Annotated in this window: 8 protein-coding genes; 2 read left to right on the top strand and 6 right to left on the bottom strand. The window is 73.6% G+C overall.

Annotation, left to right across the window (positions count from 1 at the left end; translation table 11 throughout):
* Positions 1–30: 30 nt before the first annotated feature.
* From KUM38_RS20675 to KUM38_RS20660, 4 genes are all read right to left on the bottom strand, one after another.
* A complete protein-coding gene (locus KUM38_RS20675; protein ID WP_217130886.1) occupies positions 31–2,289 on the bottom strand; it encodes a UvrD-helicase domain-containing protein in 2,259 nt (752 codons plus the stop codon).
* The gene (locus KUM38_RS20670) at positions 2,286–9,158 is read right to left on the bottom strand and encodes a DEAD/DEAH box helicase (protein ID WP_217130885.1); all 6,873 of its coding nucleotides are present in this window, start codon (positions 9,156–9,158) and stop codon (positions 2,286–2,288) included. The genes KUM38_RS20675 and KUM38_RS20670 overlap by 4 nt, the downstream gene beginning before the upstream one ends.
* A gap of 158 nt (positions 9,159–9,316) precedes the next feature.
* A complete protein-coding gene (locus KUM38_RS20665) occupies positions 9,317–10,243 on the bottom strand; it encodes a hypothetical protein (RefSeq protein WP_217130884.1) in 927 nt (308 codons plus the stop codon).
* A gap of 10 nt (positions 10,244–10,253) precedes the next feature.
* Positions 10,254–10,646: a hypothetical protein gene (locus KUM38_RS20660; RefSeq protein WP_217130883.1), complete on the bottom strand. Its 393-nt coding sequence runs from the start codon at positions 10,644–10,646 to the stop codon at positions 10,254–10,256.
* 80 nt (positions 10,647–10,726) lie between these two features.
* Between KUM38_RS20660 and KUM38_RS20655 the strand changes: the two genes are divergently transcribed.
* Positions 10,727–14,497, top strand: coding sequence for a CHAT domain-containing protein (locus KUM38_RS20655; protein ID WP_217130882.1), 3,771 nt, complete (start codon positions 10,727–10,729; stop codon positions 14,495–14,497).
* A gap of 209 nt (positions 14,498–14,706) precedes the next feature.
* On the opposite strand, the gene KUM38_RS20650 is transcribed toward KUM38_RS20655, so the two are convergent.
* Together KUM38_RS20650 and KUM38_RS20645 are read right to left on the bottom strand one after the other, a co-directional pair.
* Positions 14,707–15,210 (bottom strand): ATP-binding protein, encoded by a 504-nt coding sequence (locus tag KUM38_RS20650; RefSeq protein WP_308409003.1) that lies wholly within the window; start codon positions 15,208–15,210, stop codon positions 14,707–14,709.
* A 551-nt stretch (positions 15,211–15,761) separates the two neighbouring features.
* On the bottom strand, positions 15,762–16,880 hold the full coding sequence (locus tag KUM38_RS20645) for a serine hydrolase (RefSeq protein WP_217130881.1): 1,119 nt from the start codon (positions 16,878–16,880) through the stop codon (positions 15,762–15,764).
* Between the two features lie 171 nt (positions 16,881–17,051).
* Between KUM38_RS20645 and KUM38_RS20640 the strand changes: the two genes are divergently transcribed.
* Positions 17,052–17,711: a TetR/AcrR family transcriptional regulator gene (locus KUM38_RS20640; protein ID WP_217130880.1), complete on the top strand. Its 660-nt coding sequence runs from the start codon at positions 17,052–17,054 to the stop codon at positions 17,709–17,711.
* Positions 17,712–17,794: the final 83 nt, after the last annotated feature.

Raw genomic sequence — 17,794 nt, 5'->3', positions numbered from 1 at the left:
AGGCCGACCGCGGCACGATCCCGGAGCGGGTCACGCCGCGACCGGCGGCCGGACCTCTATCAGTTCCTTGAGGAACGGGCTCGGCTCCCCGTGCCAGAAGACGTCCAGGCTGTCCCGGGCGCGCGTGGCCGCCACGAAGAGCAGGGACCGGGCCCGCTGCATCTCCGTCCGGTGGCGCGCCGGGTCCTCGGTGCGCCGCCGCTGGACGTCCGCGCGTGGCACGAGCCCGTCGGTCACCCCGGCGATGATCATGCGCTGGTACTCCAGTCCCTTGAACCGGAACATCGTGCCGATGTGGACGCCGCTGTCGCCGAGGGGCCCGTCCGGACCGATCTCCAGCGCCATGATGCCGTGCTCCCGCAGCGTGTACGCGACCTCGCGCGCCATGTCGTTGGTCGGCACGGCGATGGCGATCTGCTCGTGCGGCACCTCCCCCCAGGACTCGATCAGCGCGGCGATCGCCTCACGCTCGTCCGCCCAGTCGGCCAGCCGGTGCAGGTCCGGGACGGCGCCGCTGAGCACGGACCGGTACCCGGCCAGCGTCTCGGCGCTGCCGTCGAGGTCGTCGTACTTCTCCTCGCCGAGCACGTTCAGCGCCGAGCGCAGGATCTGCCGGGTGGTGCGGTAGCTCAGCGACAGCTTCGACGACCGGCCGCGGATGTTGACGCCGAGGCTGCCGAGGGTCACCTGGTTCTTGTAGATGCGCTGGTGGGTGTCGCCGACCAGGAAGAGGTCGTTGCGGTCCGGGGCGGTCATCGCGCGCAGCATCTTCCAGTGCGCGGGCCGCAGGTCCTGGGCCTCGTCGACCACGATGTGCCGGTACCGGTAGCGCAGCCAGCCCCCCGATCCGTCGGCCACGTGGACGTTGTCGAGGCCGCCCGCCTCCTCCCGCCGCCGTTCGATGTCCTGGATGCGCCGGGCGCGTCCCGCCTCCAGCTGCGCCGCCCGCTCCGCGATCTGGTCCCAGGTCTGCACCCCGAGCCGGTCCAGGCGCTGGGTGAACCGCTCGGCGAGCTGCCAGATCTCGGCGCGCTCGGCACGGCTGACCGTGCGTCCGCGTCCGGCGCGGCGGGCACGGAAGTAGTCCGTGCGGGAGGTGACCGCCTGGCCGAGGATCACCTGCGTCCACTCGTCGTGCAGGAACTCCGCGTCCCAGCCGTCCTCGCCGAGTTCGTCGAGGAGCGAGCGCCATTCGCGGACCGCCTGCGCCTCGTCGACGATCCGCTTGCGGTTGCCCGGCTCCGCCTCCCGGACGGTGCGCAGCGCGAGCTGGTCGACGTGGCTGATCTCGACGCGCGACAGCAGCGTCTCGCCGCCCAGGGCGAGCAGGCGCGAACGCAGGTCCGCCGCGAGGTTCTTGTTGTACGTGGTCAGCAGGACCGGCTTGGTCCGGCCGGCCGGGAGCCGCTCCACCAGGTGCTTGACCCGGTGCAGCGCCACGATCGTCTTGCCGGTGCCGGGCCCGCCGCCCACGCGCGCCGGACCGCTGTAGTCCCGCGTGACCAGCTTGGCCTGGGTGGGGTGCAGGAACACCTTCCAGCGCCCGAAGTCCTCGCCCTCCAGCGCCTCGCGCAGCGCGTCGTCGGTCGTCGTGACGATGGTGGCGGGACGTTCGGCGGCGGCCCGGAAGTCCTCGGGGTCGACGGGGTCGGGCGCCGCGACGGGGGCGGTGACCTGCTCCAGGACGTCGTCGTACGCCTTGCCGTCGTACAGCGCCAGCAGCACCTCGCCGGTGAGCTGCGGCGCGTACTCGACGAGGCCGAGGAGCTGGTCCTCGGTGGTCAGCGCGGCGACGACCGGCACCAGGGACGGGGCCACGCCCAGGTCGGTGAGCTGCCGCTCCGACCACTTCGCGAACAGCGGCTCCGGAGCGGCCGGTTCGGCGGGACGGGCGGGCTCGGCGGACGGGGAGGTCCGGGGGGCCGCGGGGCTGAGCACCTCCTCCTGTACGACCTGCAGGTCCACGTACTCGATGCCGCCGGTGACGCGGTTGACCGAGTAGGTGAGCCGGTCCAGGTGCGCGTACACGTCCTTGCGGTGCTTGACCGAGACGATCAGCCAGTCGTCGTCGGCCAGCCGCAGCAGCAGTGCGCGGTACTCGTCGTTGACGCGCGCCGAGTGCAGCTTGTCGTGCCCCTGCAACTGCTTGAGCCGCAGGCCCGCGGAGTCGGGGTTGGTCTTGAACTTGTGCTGGAAGTCGTAGATCGCGCCCTTGACCGGGCGGGGGAGCTTGAGGATCTCCCGGTCCGCCTTGTCGAGCAGGCGCAGTGTCACGTTCTTGCCGGTCACGGCTGTTCGTTCCCCCCGTTGTCCGTGGTGGTGTCATCTGACGGGTGATGGCCGATCCGCTCGGCGAGGGCGTCGGCCGTCCAGTCGGCGGCGGTCCGCACCTCCCAGCCGGCCGCGGCGAAGTCGCGGTCCCGGTCGGCGGCCTCCGGATCGAAGTCCTCGCCCTCCGGTGGGCTCGGGGTACGGACGACTCCGACGCGTGCGTCCGGCCAGGCCAGTTCGGCCTGCCAGCCGGTGTGCCCGTCGAGCTCGTAGCCGCCTTCGGGCACCGGGACGCCCCGCGCGGCGAGGGACTCGGCGAGCGCGAGCAGGCCGCGCTCGTCCGGGTCGAGGTATTCGATGACCTTGTCCCAGGCCGTGTCCCGGACGGGAGGGGTGGCACGCGGGGTGGTCACCTCGACGGCCGGGGGAGCCTGGGGTGCGGACGCCGCGGTCCCGGCCGGTGCCGGTGTGCCGTCGGTGAGCGTGAGGCGGACGCTCTCCAGGACACCGCTTCCGCCCGTGACCGCCAGCGTCTCCACCGGGAACCCGTCGAGACGGCCGGTCGTCAGCTGGACGGCGTCGCCGCCCCCGGTGTCCAGGAACTGCAGCAGGTTGGACCAGTACAGCCAGGCCCGCCAGCGCCGCTTGTGCGCCTCCTCCCGGGCGTGGACGCCGGGCGCGTCGTCGAGGAGGACGATGCCCGTCCACACGGGGGGCCTCACCCGGCCGTCGGCGGCGAAGACCAGCGGCAGTTCCGAACGGTCGGTCACCGAGAACAGCTGCACCGGCCCGGGTGGCCCGGCGGGAGCCGTCCCGTGCAGCGCCGCCGTGATCTGCCCGCCCAGCGCGTCCGGCGTGAGGACGACCGGGCGGGCCCCGGCGCCCATGAAGCCGGCCAGTGCTGCCTCCGCCCGCCACTGCCAGCGCTCCGCGTCCGGCCGGCGCAGGTACTCCACGAGCTGTACGGCCGGATTGGTCCACACCGTCTCCGCCAGCTCCCCGGGCAGCCCGCCCCGGACGGTGGCGTAGTACGCGCGGGCCTTCTCCCGGGCCTTGTCCCCGTACGGCTCCCACACCGGGTCGGCCGGTCCCGCGCCCGAGTAGCCGGTGTCCCGGACGCGGCGCCGCCAGTCGCTCACGTCGCCGTAGGTGAGCTGGAAGACCCGGAGCCCTTCCGCGCGCAGCCGGGTGCGCTTGTCGGCGTCGTCGCCCACCCGGTTGTGCTCCCGGCCGGCGTGGAACTCGTAGCCGTCCAGGTAGAGCGCCACGCGCGGGCCGGGCGCGTCGACCCGTTCGAAGAGGACGTCGGGGCGGGTGCCGTCGAGGACCCGCTGCTGGGACACCCGCCAGCTCAGCGTGGTGCCGTCGGTCGCGGTCAGCCGCAGGTCCAGCGCGTGGGTGCCGGCCGGGGTGATGTAGGCGTCGCCGCTGGCGCGGCTCTCGGGCAGTGCGGCCCACTCCCGCAGCGTGTCGATGAACAGCACCTCGAGGTCGCTCTCGGCCTGCTGGTGCATCGGGATGTGCTGGGTGGTGGTGACGGGGGAGGTGGACCAGCGCTCGCCGTCCGCGCCGAGCAGCTCGTCCAGCATCTGCCGGACCTCGTTGCGGCTGACCTTGTCGTAGTCGGCCGGCGGGACCCGGCGCAGCAGGCAGCGGTGGCAGCCGTCGAGGCCCTTCCTCAGGCAGTCGCAGTTCTCGATCACCTCGCGGGCCTTCAGCAGCACCTCGCGGAAGCCGTCGGAGGTCGCCAGGCGGTGCAGGTATCCGGTGCCGCCGGGCAGCCGGTCGTAGACCACGAGGAACCGGCGCGGCCAGTCGCGGTCCTCGCCGTCCGGCATGGACGCGGCGGTGATGTCGATGTGGTCGGGGTCGCCGCCGTAGCGGGCCGCTATGCCTGCGAACAGCGCGGCGGTGAACGAGGCGAGCCGCTCCTTGGCCCGAGCGACGGACGCGGGCAGCAGGATGCGGACGGCCTCCGTGGTCAGCTCGTGCGCCAGCAGCAGCGGCACGTCCACCCCGGCGCCCTGCTCCTCCCCGCTGCCGCGCAGCCGTCGGCGCGGGCACCACAGCTGGTGGTGGGCGCTGGCACGGGTGGAGTGGGCGAGGGACGCGGTGAGTGCGTGCTGCGACTGGTCGACGACCGGTCGTCCGTCGGCCGTCGCGCCGCCGCAACTCGTGCACACGTAGAACGGGTTCAGGCGCACGTCGTCCCCGGCCAGCGGAACCGTGCTGCTGCCGTCCTGCCGGTCGATGCCCAGGTTCAGGGTGCGCACGACGGCCCTGCGGGTGAAGTCGGCGCCGAAGACCGCGGTGTCGTGCCGCCACGATCCGGCGGCCAGGTGCGCCGGGTCGACGTCGACGGTGGTGAGGACCGCGTACCGCCTGCGGTCGCGCTCGTCGCGGTCGTCCCGCACCCGGGCGTCGTCCCGCTTGTCCCGGGACGTCACGCGCCGGGGCTCCAGCACGTGGTGCACACAGCCCGCGTCGGCGATCTCCCGGGAGCCGCACCGCGGGCACGGCGAGGTGTCGTTCTTCGGGTCGCCGTGCGTGCGCGCGTACCCGCAGGCCGGGCAGAGACGCCACACCGACCAGGCGCGCCGCTCGGGGCTGCCGATGTCGAGGGCGCGTACGACGTGCCGGTAGCCGTTGACGTAGAAGCTGTTGCCGGGCGCGAGTTCGGTCAGGGCGAGTTTGCGGGACCGCTCGTAGTCGCGCGTCTCGCTGCGGTACACCCACTCGCGGCGCTCGTCGTCGCCCTCCGACGCCTCCGTGCCCTCGTCGCCGCCGGCGGCCTCCTTCCAGTAGAGGGTGGCCTCCAGGGACGTCGTGGTGTCGGTGAGGCTGTAGTTGGGCAGCAGGCCGAGTTCGACGAGGGCGCCGTGGGCACTGGTCTGGCTCAGCTGGCGCAGCAGTTCGCCCGTGGCACGCCGCTCCGCGAGCAACTCGCGTCGCTCGGCGCCCTGTTCACGGTCCTCGGCGAGCAGCCCGTCCACCGCGGTGTCGATGGCGGCGATGCGGCGGCGCAGTTCCTCGCGGCGCGCCGTCCACTCCTCCTCGGCCTCGGCCAGCGTGCGCGCGATGCCGCCGGTGGCGTACGCGCGCAGTTCGTCGGCGGCGTGCGGGGACACCCCCCGGTCGTCGTCGGGGCCGCCCGGCGCCTGCGGGAACAGCGCCAGGAACTCCTCGACCAGCCGCGCCCCGTGGGTGAGCGCCGCGTCCGACAGGTCCTGGCACCAGCCGGACGTGCCGAACAGCGCCGACGACAGGCGCGGCACGGGCATGAGCAACTCGCCGTCCGCCGTGGTCAGTTCGCCGCGCGCCGCCCGGTCCAGCAGGTGTGCCGTGTACTGGCGGCGCAGGATCTCCACGGCCGACAGGTAGCAGCCCGGCGGCACGATGTCACCGGCGATCATCTCGGTCGGGTCGTCCAGGTAGTACCGGTCGCGGGCCCGCCGCCCGCCGAAGGCGACCACCAGGGCGTTGCCGGTCCGGCGCCCGGCGCGCCCGGCACGCTGCACGTAGTTCGCCGGGCCGCCCGGCAGCGAGCCGAGCAGCACGGCCGACAGGTCGCCGATGTCGATGCCCAGTTCCAGGGTGGGCGTGCAGGACAGCACGTTGGGGTCGGTGTAGTGGGTGCCCTGCCGGAACGTCCGCTCCACGCCCTCCCGTTCGGGCCGGGTCAGCATGCCGGTGTGCTCGGCCGTGACGACCCGGTAGGTGCCGCCGGTCAGGTACAGGCGGCGGTAGTAGTCGGCCCGGTAGTCGCGCTCCAGTTTCCCGCCGAAGCCGCCGCTGCCCGCCCCCGTCGACGACGTGCCGTGCTGGGGAGGGGTGAGGACGCCGGTGCAGCGCCAGCGCGGGCAGGGGTGCCCGTACCAGCGGGTGCGCCGCTCGGGCGGCACCACCTGCTGCCAGCCGCACTCCTCGCAGGCCACGAACGCCTTGTTCACCAGGTCGTCCGCCAGCAGCCGCACGTGGATGTGGCCCGGCTGGAGCCCGTACACGCGGGTGGTACGGTCCTTGGCGGTGCGCGCCGACAGCACGCCCTCGTCCGCGAGGACGGGCAGCAGCCGGCGCAGGTACTCGGTCGCCTGCGCCGCGTCCAGGCCGAGGCAGCGCCGCGTCCAGTCCTGGTACCAGTTGCCGCGCCCGGTGATCGTGTCGAACTTGGTCTTCTCCTTGGGCCCGGCGAGCAGGAACCTCGGCGGTGCCACGTACCCCTCGGGGAAGGCCGGCATCCCCTCCGGCCGCTGCCCGGAGATGAGGTACTGGTTGACGCCGGCTTCCTTGATCCAGGTGTCCAGCCACCGGTGCCGGACGCCGCCGCGCAGCCGCATCCGCTCCAGCAGCCCCCGCACGTACGCCAGATAGCGGTCCGGTGTGGGCAGGCCGCCGTCCAGGCCGAGCTGGCCCGGCAGGGTGAGGTGCAGGTCGCGGGCGAGGGCGACGATCCGGTCCGGTTCGGCGATCACCACCTCGGCGGCCGTGGTCCGGGTCAGCTCCAGGGTGCGTCCGAGGCGTGAGCGCAGCCCGAACTCCATGACGGTCGCGAACGCGAGCCGCTCCCCGATGAGTTTCCAGGTCCGCGCGTCCCCGGTGCCGCGTCCCGAAAGCAGCCGGTCCACGCCCGGTTCGTCGTGCAGGTCCGGCGGGACGACCGCGGCCAGCGTCTGCGGGTCGTCCACGGCGTCCAGCACGTCGCCGATCAGGTCGTTCAGCGGCAGCGGCGTACCGGAGTCGTCCAGCCGGTGCGCCAGGAGCGAGCGCAGCGAGAACTTGTACGAGGCGTTGGCGACGTATCCGGCGCGGTGCGCCGCGTCCTGCGTGGAGTCGTTGAACAGCAGCGTCTTGCGTTCCTCCGGCGCCAGCGCGATCTCGTGGCCGCCGGTGAACAGCTGGGTGACCGTGGCGGAGGCCAGCGCGGCGAGCGCGGTGCCGAGGAACCGGATGCCGTTGTCCGTGTCGCAGGCCGGGCAGGTGTCGTCCTTGGCGGCCTGGTCGGCGGTCTTCTTGTCCAGGACGGCCCGCGCGAACCAGGCGTCCTGCAGCCCTTCCGCGTCCTCGGCGACGGGCATCCGGTAGGTGCCCTGCGCCCCGTCCAGCACCACCACGGACTGCGGGTCGACGCCGCCGGCCTGCTTCGGCGCGGTGCCGGTGAGCGCCGCGAGGGCGTCCCGCGCCTCGGCCGGCGTCGCCGAGATGAAGTACCGCAGCCGCCGCTTGTCGCGTCCGACGGCGGCCTGCCAGATCTTCAGCGGGCCGGTCTCCAGCTTCTGCGGATCGGCCTCCGGGGACAGCGCCGCCCAGCCCGAACGCCCGCACACCCGGCAGTAGACCGCGGGCAGGTGCGCCTGGGCCGGCCGCTGCACGGTGTCCGAGCCGGGCAGCGCCTCGGGCCGCCGCGAGTCCGCCGTCGGCCACTCGTCGCCGTCGGACGACTCCTCGGACGCGGACGCCGCGGTGAGCGCGGAGCGCCGGGCGACGGTCCGCTCGTCCTCGTACCAGCGGAACTCCGGCCGGGCGCCCACCCCGCTCAGCACCCGCCCCACCGGCCGCACCCACAGGTGCGCCTCGATGTGCAGCAGCGGACGCGGCCGGCGCTCGTCGGACTCCGGGTCCCGCGCGGACGACAGCAGCGCCACGAACCGCGACAGCGCCTCCAGCGCGAGGCGGGGGTTCTCCCGAGCGGTGCGCGCCCACGCGTACCCGAAGCGGGCCATGCGGTCGCGCAGCCCCCACTCGTCGAGCGGGTCGCCGTTCAGCAGCGCGAGCACCCCGTGGGTGAAGTCGTGCTTCTTCAGCAGCCGCCCGATCCGGAAGGCGTCCAGGCCGCGCCGCCCCAGCAGCCGCTCGGCGAGCCCGTCCAGGTCGAGCCGGTCCGGGTCGGACTCCACGCCCGGCCCGCCCGAGACGTCGATGACCTCCTTGGGATCGGGCGGCTCGGGCAGCTCGTAGTCGATGTCGCCGACGAAGTCGTCGGCGCTCAGCCGCTCCTCACCGATCACCGCGTCCGGCCCGAACGGCACGCCGAACACCTGCTCGGCGACGGCGAGGATGCCACTGCCGTCGCCCCCGCCCTCGCCGAGGGTCGCCGAGGTCGCCACCGGGCAGATCGACCCGAGCGGTCGCTCCGGCTTCGAGGCGCCCACGGCGGACGCCAGCCGCCGCAGCAGCATCGCCACGTCCGTGCCCTGCGCGCCGTCGTAGGTGTGGAACTCGTCCAGCACCACGTACGCGGGGTCCGCGTCCTCCCACAGCGGCCGGTCCTCGGCCCGCTGCAGCAGCAGGTCCAGCATCTTGTAGTTGGTGATCAGCACGTCCGGCGGCGCCTGGCGCATCTCCTCGCGCCGCGTCATCACCCGCCGGAAGTCCGTGTCCGGTTTGTCGCCGATGTAGAGGCCGGCCGTCACCTGGGCCAGCTCCGGCTGCGCCAGGTACTCGCCGATGCGGCCGGCCTGGTCGGTGGCGAGCGCGTTCATCGGGTACAGCAGTACGGCCTTCACGCCGCGCCGGCCCAGCGCCTTCTGCCGTCGGCAGTGGTCGAGCACGGGGATCAGGAACGACTCGGTCTTGCCGGACCCGGTACCGGTCGTCACGAGGGTCGGCTCGGCCGCCCCCTTGTAGGTGCTCAGCCGCTCCCACGCCTTCGCCTGGTGCCGCCACGGCGTGAACGACGGCTGCCACTCCAGCGCCGCCCGCCACCCGTCCTCGGCCGGATGGAACGGCGTCCTGATCCGCAGGAACGGCCCCCGGAAGATGCCCGTCTCCGGATCCCCGAGGAACCGCTCCAACGCGCGCCGCGTGTCCTCGTCGGCCAGCGCGTACGTCGTCGTGAGGTACTGCGTCAGACTGCCGCGGAGCTGCGCGGCGGCCAGGGTGGGCTTCACGAGGACCTTTCGGGCAGGACGGTTACCGCGACCGCCGGTGCGCACCCCCGTGACAACCAGGCGCCGGTACCGTGACGATCAGCATCAAAAATAGCGCCCACCTCGGACATCGGTACCCGCCTGGTCGGATTCCCGGACCGGCCGTACGGCTCCGGCCGTCACTCGGCCTTCCTGAACAACGCCGACATGTCGTCTCCCGTGTCCTGGGTCAGCCGTCCCGGTGCCTCGGGGGACAACAGTCCGATCCGGGCGGCCAGCTCGCGGCCGTGCACGTCCACGGCGGCCTCGATGAGTCCCGCGAGGGCGTCCAGGGCGCTGCGGGCACGCGACCGGGCGACGACCGCGCAGCCGACGGCGGCCGCCGCGGCGGGCCACCACCAGCAGGCGAGCAGGGCATAGCCGACGGCCCAGGCGGCGAGGCGGGCGGCGGCGCCGAAGGAGTCGTGCGCCGACTGAATCCGGCCTACGGCGGGTTCGGGGAGGATCAGCCACAACCGGGGCCACAGGACGGCGAGGTCCACCCCGTAGGCGGCCTCGACGCGATCGGCCGCCGCCTGCATGCGGTCGCCGTACCAGGTGGGGCGGGACGGTTCGCGCAGTGCGATGCGGTCGCGGGCCTCGGTCAGGGCCAGGACCCGTGTCAGGGCCCCGTTCGCGCTCGTCCCCGCACCATCGGGTCCGGTACCCGCGGGGTGGGCGTGTTCGATGGCCAGGGTGAGCTCCGCGTCCCGCTGCCGCCACCGGCGGGCCCGGCGCGCCGTCCTGGCACGCGAGTACGGGTCACGGCCGAAGCGCAGCCGCCACCGCTCGATCCCGCTGCCGAGGAACTGCGCGCCGAGTGAGGCCGCGGTCGCGGTGAGCAGGACGAGGGCGACCAGGAGCGCGGCGGTGCCGGTGCGGTCCAGGGCCGGGCGGGCGGCGAGGTCGTCCAGGGTGGTGCGCAGCCGGTCGACGTCGTGCCAGTGGCGGTGTCCCAGGACGGCGCCGACGGCGGTCGTGGCGAGGAACAGAGCACCGGGGAGGACCAGCGAGTTCAGCCAGCGTTCGGTGAGTTTGCCGCCCAGGGTGGCGAGGAGGGGGTTCACGGGCGCGGGGTCATGGTGCCGAGCCCAGTCGGCTCTTGCGCATGCGGGTGCCGTGCACGGCGCAGAACGGGGCGGGGAGCAGGTCGCGGGCCCGTTCCATGCGGGCGCAGACGGGCGACTCGGGGCAGACGGCGACCTTGATGTGAGGCGCGATGCCGGGAGCCGTGGCGCCCCGGGATACGCCGGCCAGCCCGCGCGCGTCCCCGTTCCGGCGCAGCGCCGTGTCCAGGGCGCGGTAGCAGGCCGCGAGTTCGTCGGCGTCCGCACCCGACCGCAGCAGGTCGCGCGCACGCTCGGCCGCCTCCCTGACCCCGGGCTGCCGCAGATCCTCGGGCGAGCCGAGCAAGGCGCACAGCGCCGCTGCCGCCCTGTCGGGTCGGGGTAGGTAAGGAGATGCGGTCATGGTTCAAGTGTGCCGCAATAAAGAGGAGTTGAGAGCCTCTTCGAGGTGCCGATGAACGTTTGCGGTGGGGGAGTGACGGGATGGCGTACGACCGGGATGGATATCTGAGAGCGCTCCACGCGCGCCTCGACCGGGCCGTAAAGGCGGACGGGGGAACGGGCGCGGAGGTGGTGGCGTGCCCCGAAGCGGACGCCGAACTCCGAGGCCTGCTGAGGACCGCCGATCCGAGGACGGACATGGAGGCCCGGCACGCGGCCGGCTGGCTCTGCTTCCTGCGTGCGGCGGCCGGCCCCGCGGAGCACGGAGGTGTGTACGGGGCGATGGCCGGGACGCTGCTCTTCCCGGTGTGGGTCGCCGATCCGGCGTCGGTCCCACCGGAGTTGGCGGCACCCTACGCGGCCACCGACCCGGCCGAACGCCCCGACCCGACGGGCACGGACGGTCCTTCCGAGTGGTCGGCCGCGTGCGCCGCCGCCGTGATCGCGGCGGAGGGCCGGCAGCACACCCCGCCGCCGGACGCCTCCGAAGACCTCCTTCGACTCCACCAGATGGCCGTGGTGCTGGCCGCGTCGGCCCTCTCCCGTGAGCACCTCCTCGCGCAGGCCGTCGGAAGCGGCAGCCTCGCCGTCCTCGCGACCTGGGAATACGACTACTGGTTCGCCGACCGGCTCGAAGAAGTGGCCCGCGCCGTGGCCCTCGCCGGGACGACCTGGCCGTTCGGGGACCTGGCGGACGGGGACCCGGTCCGGTTCATCCACCGCGCGGTCAAGGGGACCCCGGCCGCTTCCCCCGCACGGCTCCTCGCCCTGGACGGCCTGGGCCGTCGGCTCCGGGACCGCTACCTGGAGTCGTTCGACACCGAGGACCTGCGCGAGGCGGTGGGCATCGCCCGTGACGTGGTGGCACAGCTCCCGCCGGGGCACCCGCACCTGGTCCACGGACTCGGCGCGCTGGGGCGCGCTCTGCTGATGTTGCGGGAGGCGGAGGGGGCGACGGCGGAGCAGTGCGACGAAGTGGTGGACCTGTGCCGCCGGGGATTCCCCGTCCACCCGCTGGGGCCCGCGGCGGCGGGCCACGATCTGGGCATGGCGCTCGCCCTGAGGTCGCAGCACACCGGCCGGGTGGAGGACCTGGACGAGGCGGCCCAGGTGCTGGACGAGGCGCTCCGGATGGCGCGGCGTCCGGGGGAGAAAGCGGCCCTGCACGACGCACTCGGCAGCGTGCTGCGCTTCCGCTCCGTCAGGACCGGAGCCCAGGACGATCTGGAGGCGGCGCTGGACCTCACCGGCCGCACCACCGCGTCCGCGGGTACGACGGGTGCCCCGCAGCCGGCCTTCCTGGCTCCGGCGTTGGCCCTGTACACCCGCTACACACGCGATCCGGCGAGGAACGGGGCGGACCTGGACGAGGCGCTGCGCCGCATCCGGGAGAACGTGGCGTCCCTGCCGCCGGCCCACCCGGACCGTCCCGCGACACTCAACTACCTCGGCCTGGTGCTGGTGGCCTGCCACGAACGCTCGGGAGGGGTGGAGGAGCTGAACGCGGCAGTGGAGGCCCATCGGGAGGCGGTCGCACTCACCCCCGAAGGACACGGAGTGCTCGGGCTGCGGCTGCTCAACCTCAGTGCGGCGTTGAGTCTGCGTCACCGCCTGACCGAGGACGGCGAGGACCTTCGGGAGGCCCGGGAGTGCCGCCGCCGGGCCTTCACGCTGCCCGGCCTGGGCCAGGCCCATCATGCCGCGTTGCTGAGCTCGATGGGGAGCAGCCTGTTCACGGGACACGAGCGAGCCGCCGACCCCGTCGCCCAACTCACGGAGGCCGTGGAGCTCTTCAGGCAGGCCCTGGCACTGACCCCGGACGGCGACCCCCAGGTACACCGTCGGCGGTTCCGCCTCGCCATCGCCCTGCTGACCCTCCACGAGCGGACGCCGTGGACCGGCGCGGCCCGTGAGGCGCGGGAGCTGGTCGACACCGTGATCGCGGCACTGCCCGCGAACTCGCCCGACCTGCCGGGCGCCCTGGTGGTGGCCGCGGCCGCACGGAAGGCAAGCCCGCGCACCCTGCTGACGTCGGCTGCCCGGCGCGAGGTGGTCGCGCTGAACCGCCGGGCGGTCGAGGCCACTCCGCCCGGCCACCCCAAGCGCGCGTCCCGTCTGAGCGCCCTCGGCGCCGCCCTGTACGACCTGGCACTGGACCGGCGCCGCCGCCGGGCCGATCTGGCCGAGGCCGCCGATGTCCTCAGGGAGGCGGCCCTGCAACAGCAGTGCGCGCCCTCCGAGCGGCTGCACGCGGCACAGGCCTGGGGCGAGGTCCGGGCGGAGCTGGGTGACTGGGACCGCGCCCTGGACGGCTACGTGGTGGCGGTCGATCTGCTGCACTCCGTGGCTCCCCGTCAGCTCGTCCGCGACGACCAGGAGTTCCTGCTGAGCCGTACCGTCGGTCTGGGCGCCGCCGCCGCTGCCTGCGCGGTGCGCTGCGGCCGCCCCGGGCTCGCGGTCGGACTGCTCGAACACGCCAGGGGCGTGATCCTCTCCCACGCCTTCGACACCGACAGCGATCTCACCCGGCTCCGGGAGACCGCCCCAGACCTCGCCGCCCGCTTCGAGGAACTCCGGGACGCCCTCGACACGGCCACCGCCGGCGAAGAGTTACCGGAGGAGGGATCGCCCGGCCGGGAATCCCGGGCCGATCAGCGCCAGCGGCTGGCCGCGGAGTGGCGGGACCTCACCGGCCGGATCCGCGCCGAACACCCCGAACTGGGCCTGCTGCGTCCGGTACGGGACTGGGACGAACGCGAGCTGCGCGCGACGGCCGCGGCGGGCCCGGTGGTCCTGGTCAACGTCTCCCCGTACGGCAGCGACGCCCTGGTCGTCACCGAACACGCCATCGAGGCCGTACCGCTCCCGGGGCTCGACCCGGAGACGACAGCCAAGCGCCGACGGACCTTCGAGGACGCGTTGGTCCGCATCGAGACGCCCGGAACCTCACGCAAACAGTCCCAGCGCGCCCAGCAGGACATACGGGAAACCCTCGCCTGGCTGTGGCGGACGGTCACCGGCCCCGTCCTCGACCGTCTCCCCGGGGCCACCCGCGTGTGGTGGTCGCCCGGCGGCCTGCTGGGCACGCTGCCCCTGCACGCGGCGGCCCCCGCCGACGGCACTCCCGGCGCCCTGGACAAGGTGGTCTCTTCCTACACGCCGACGCTGCGGGCCCTGCACCACGCCCGCCGGCGCGTGGCACGCCCGACGGGTACCGGCACCCTGGTCGTCAGTGTCGCGGAGGCCACCGGCCAGGCCCCGCTCCCGGGCGCCCGCCGCGAAGCCGAGCACCTGGCCCGACTGCTCCCCGGTGCCGCGCTGCTGGCGGACACCTCCGCCACGCACTCCGCGGTGGTCTCCGCCCTGCACCGCCACGCCTACGCGCATTTCGCCTGCCACGCCCTGGGCGACCTGGAGCGCCCGTCCGGCAGCCGGCTCGTCCTGCACGACCACACCGAACGCCCGCTGACCGTCCGCGATCTGGCCCGGCTCCGGCTGCCGTCGGTCAGGCTCGCCTACCTCTCCGCCTGCGCCACCCTGCACACCAGCCCCGAACTCGCCGACGAGGCCGTCCACATCGTCAGCGCCTTCCAGATGGCGGGCTTCCCCCATGTGGTTGGCTCGCTGTGGCACGTCGACGACGTGATCGGGGCCGAGGTCGCGCTCAGCGTGTACGAGGAACTGAACACGGGGGACGGCACACTCGACGTCGCCCGCACGGCCGAGGCCCTGCACCGGGCCGTACGCACCCTGCGCGGCACGTATCCGCAGACCCCGAGCCTGTGGGCCTGCCAGGTGCATGCCGGTCCCTAGAAGGGCTCGATCAGGGCGTCCGTCCGTGGAGGTGTCCGGACGCGGTGAACGGGAACACCCGCAGGAGCCGAGGCCGGGCCTCCGTCCGGCGGGGATCGGTTCCCGGTCGCCGGCGGGAGACCACGGGCGGCACCCGCGCGCCCGATCGCCCGTGGCCGTTCGTCGGGTCCGGCCCGTCGGGCACGGGACGCACCCTGCCGGGTCGGTGATCACGGTCCGGAGGCTTCCTGGCGGAGGGCGCCGGACCGGCTGTCCGGCGCGGTGCCCACCACCGCCCACACCGTCTTGCCGGGGCCGCCGCGTCGGTCGATGACGCCCCAGTCGTCGGCGAGGGCGGTGACGAGGAGGAGGCCGCGGCCGGACTCGGACTCGGCGTCGGGGGCCGTGGGGGCGGTGGGCCGGCGTTCGGCGCGGGTGTCGGAGATCTCCACGCGCAGCCGTGCGCCGTCCGCCTCGGCGGTCAGCCGGACGTGGAAGTCCCGGCCGGGGACGCGTCCGTGCCGGACGGCGTTGGCGCACAGCTCGGCGGTGATCAGGGTCAGCGTCTCGTTGACGTCGCTGGTGTAGGAGTGGCCCCAGGAGTTCAGGCAGTGCGCGACGAACAGCCGGGCCAGGCGGGCCCCTCGCGGGGTCGAGGTGAAGGCCATGGCGAACTCGGTGGGAGGCGTGGGACCGGGGGAGAGCCGGTGCTGCTGGGAGGATGGGCTGTGCATGCCGTCAGCGTGGCGGCCGTGCCGGGCGCGCCACCAGCAGCGATGCCTGTACGGGAGTGCGCTGTACGTGGCGCGGGTGACCGCGCCGGCGAGCACGGGGACGGCCGGCGTGTGGGCACCGGCCCCCGACAGCACGCCCCTCACCCCCGGCCCACAGCGGCCTTCACAGGCGGTCCGCCTCCACGATCCGCCGCAGGAAGCGCCACGTGCGGTTCCGGCTCACCCGCACCCGCACCCGTGTCTTGGGCCCCGACCATCCCGACACCCTGACCAGCCGCGACGGTGTGGAGACGGCATTGCTGACGTCGGCTCGTCGGGACGGACTTCGGCGAAGCCGCTGAAAGGCCTGGAGCGGTGGCCGCGTCCGGGGTGCGTGAGGTGTGCGGACGGGGGCGGGTGTCGGCGACGGTTGCGGGACGTCGGCGCCGGGAGTCGGTGCGGAGGCAGGCGGCCGGGCTGTCCGAGCAGGAGATCGAGCCGTCGGAGGCCGCGCGGCGCCTGCCGGCCGGAGGAGGAACGAGAGCAGCCGGCGGGTTCGGCAGGCGGTCCGGTCAGCCGTACATCGCCACGCGGTACAGAGCCGCGAGCGCGTCGTCGATGGGATGGGGCTGCGGCTTGCCGGAGGAGTCGAGCCTGTTCCACCGCTGCAGGTTCACCGCGACCGCCATCTGCCGTTTGCCGTCGGCACGGATCATGGCCAGCGTTCCACCGCCCCAGACCGTGCCGCCGTGGCCCCAGAAGGTGCCCTGACCGGGACCCTCCATCGGGTGCAGCCCGAGGCCGTAGTCGATCGTCTTTCCCTCTTGGGAGACGACCGGGACGGTGCGCCGCATCTGCGCCAGCGACGACGGGCTGACGATCTCCCCGGCCAGCAGCATGCCGAAGAAGCGGTTGAGGTCCGAGACGGTCGATATCAGCGAGGCCGACGGCCCCACCCAGGACATGTCGTAGACGCTGTAGTCGCGCGGTGGGTCGATCATGCCGAACCACGCCTCGTAGAGCTGCGAGTGCGGCCCGTCGACGTACGGTCCGGTGGGCAGCTCGGTGTCCCGGAGCCCGGCGCGCTCGATGACGTTCCGGGTGATGCAGTGCTCGGCGGTGGTGCCGGTCACCCGTTCCAGGAGTTGGACCAGGAGCAGGTAGTTGGTGTTCGAGTACACGCCCGGAGTGCCGCCCGGGGCGCCGACGGCGGGTGCGGTGACCCCCATCTCGATCAGCTCGGTGGGGTCGAACCGCGTGAACCGGTGGTCGTCCAGGCTCTGGGGTCCGGTGTCCGCGAGGACGGGGTACGCCTTGAGGGAGGGGTAGGCGTACGGGAGGTACTCGGCGAGGCCGCTGGTGTGGTTGATCAGCATCCGGACCGTGATCGCGTCACCGCGTTCTCCGGGAACCAGCGTCGGAAGGTAGCGGCCGATCGGTGTGTCGAGCCCGATCCGACCGCTCTCGACCTGCTGCAGCACCGCGGCGGCGGTGAAGGTCTTGGTGACGCTGCCGACGCGGTGCCGCATGCCGGCGGTGACGGGGCGGCCGGTGGCGACATCGGCGACCCCGGCGGCGCCGCGCCAGACCCGGTCGCCGTCGCGCACCTCGGCGAACAGGCCCGGCATCCCGGCGCGGTGGACGTTTTCGATGGCGGCGTCCAGCGCCGCGGAATCCAGTGGGTTCTTCACGTCATGCGTCCTTTCGTGTTGCCCGGGGTGAGCTCCGCATCGCTCGCCTGACCCGGACAACCGGGCACGAGTGGTATGCCGACCCGCCCGGCATACTCATGTCCTCATTATGCACGCGGTGCGTGCATCACCAAGTGCACAGGTAGGCTGAGATCCGGTGAGAGGAGCGAGATGGCAGGTCGAAGGCGTTGGACGACCGAAGAGATCCTGGACGCGGCGGCAGAGCTGCTGCGCACGAGCGACGCGGATTCGTTCAGCGTGCGCAAGCTGGCCGCGGCCCTCGGGACGGATTCCTCCAGCCTCTACCGGCACTTCCGCAGCAAGACCGAACTGCTGCGCGCGGTCGCCGACCGGATCCTCCTGGCCGCGATGGACGGCTACCGCCCCGAGGGCGACTGGAAGCAGCGCATCACCGCCCTGGCCCTGCGCCTGAGAGAGGCCTTCGGCCGGCAGCCCCAGCTCGCCGCGGTCTGGGGGCGCTACGCCTCATCCGGCACCGGTTCCCGGCTGGTCATGGAAGAGGTGCTGCTGGCCCTGCGCGCGTCGGGACTGCCCGACGAGGAGATCCCGGTGCGCTACCACCGGTTGGCGGTCCTCATCGCCGCGCTGATCGCCTCCGAGGCCGGGGTCAGCACTGTCTCCCCCGGAGAGTACGAACAGGCCATGGAGCTGTTCCGCGTCGCGGTTCTGGGCGCCGATCCCGAACGCTTCCCGGCCCTGGCCCACTTCGCCCGCGACGTCCGTCCCCTCGGGGCGGATCGCCGTGCCGCGTTCGAGGAGATCCTCGCCGCCCAGCTCGCCCACATCGAGGCGGCGACCCGCCCGAGCTAGCCGACCGGCTCGGGAGTGTCGACGAACCTCCGGGTCATCCCCGCGGGTGCGGGGGGACGGGAGGGCTCCGGGCGCGGGTGGCC

Source organism: Streptomyces sp. AC558_RSS880 (genome assembly GCF_019049255.1).
Lineage (GTDB): Bacteria > Actinomycetota > Actinomycetes > Streptomycetales > Streptomycetaceae > Streptomyces.
Note: the sequence above shows the minus strand (reverse complement) of the source record. Positions and strands in the feature narration are given on the sequence as shown.

What these genes read in the sequence shown, in the direction of transcription:
- KUM38_RS20640 (WP_217130880.1), top strand. Translation starts at nt 17,052, where the DNA reads ATGGCAGGTCGAAGGCGTTGGACGACCGAAGAGATCCTGGACGCGGCG.
- KUM38_RS20655 (WP_217130882.1), top strand. Translation starts at nt 10,727, where the DNA reads ATGGCGTACGACCGGGATGGATATCTGAGAGCGCTCCACGCGCGCCTC.
- KUM38_RS20650 (WP_308409003.1), bottom strand. Translation starts at nt 15,210, where the DNA reads ATGCACAGCCCATCCTCCCAGCAGCACCGGCTCTCCCCCGGTCCCACG.
- KUM38_RS20660 (WP_217130883.1), bottom strand. Translation starts at nt 10,646, where the DNA reads ATGACCGCATCTCCTTACCTACCCCGACCCGACAGGGCGGCAGCGGCG.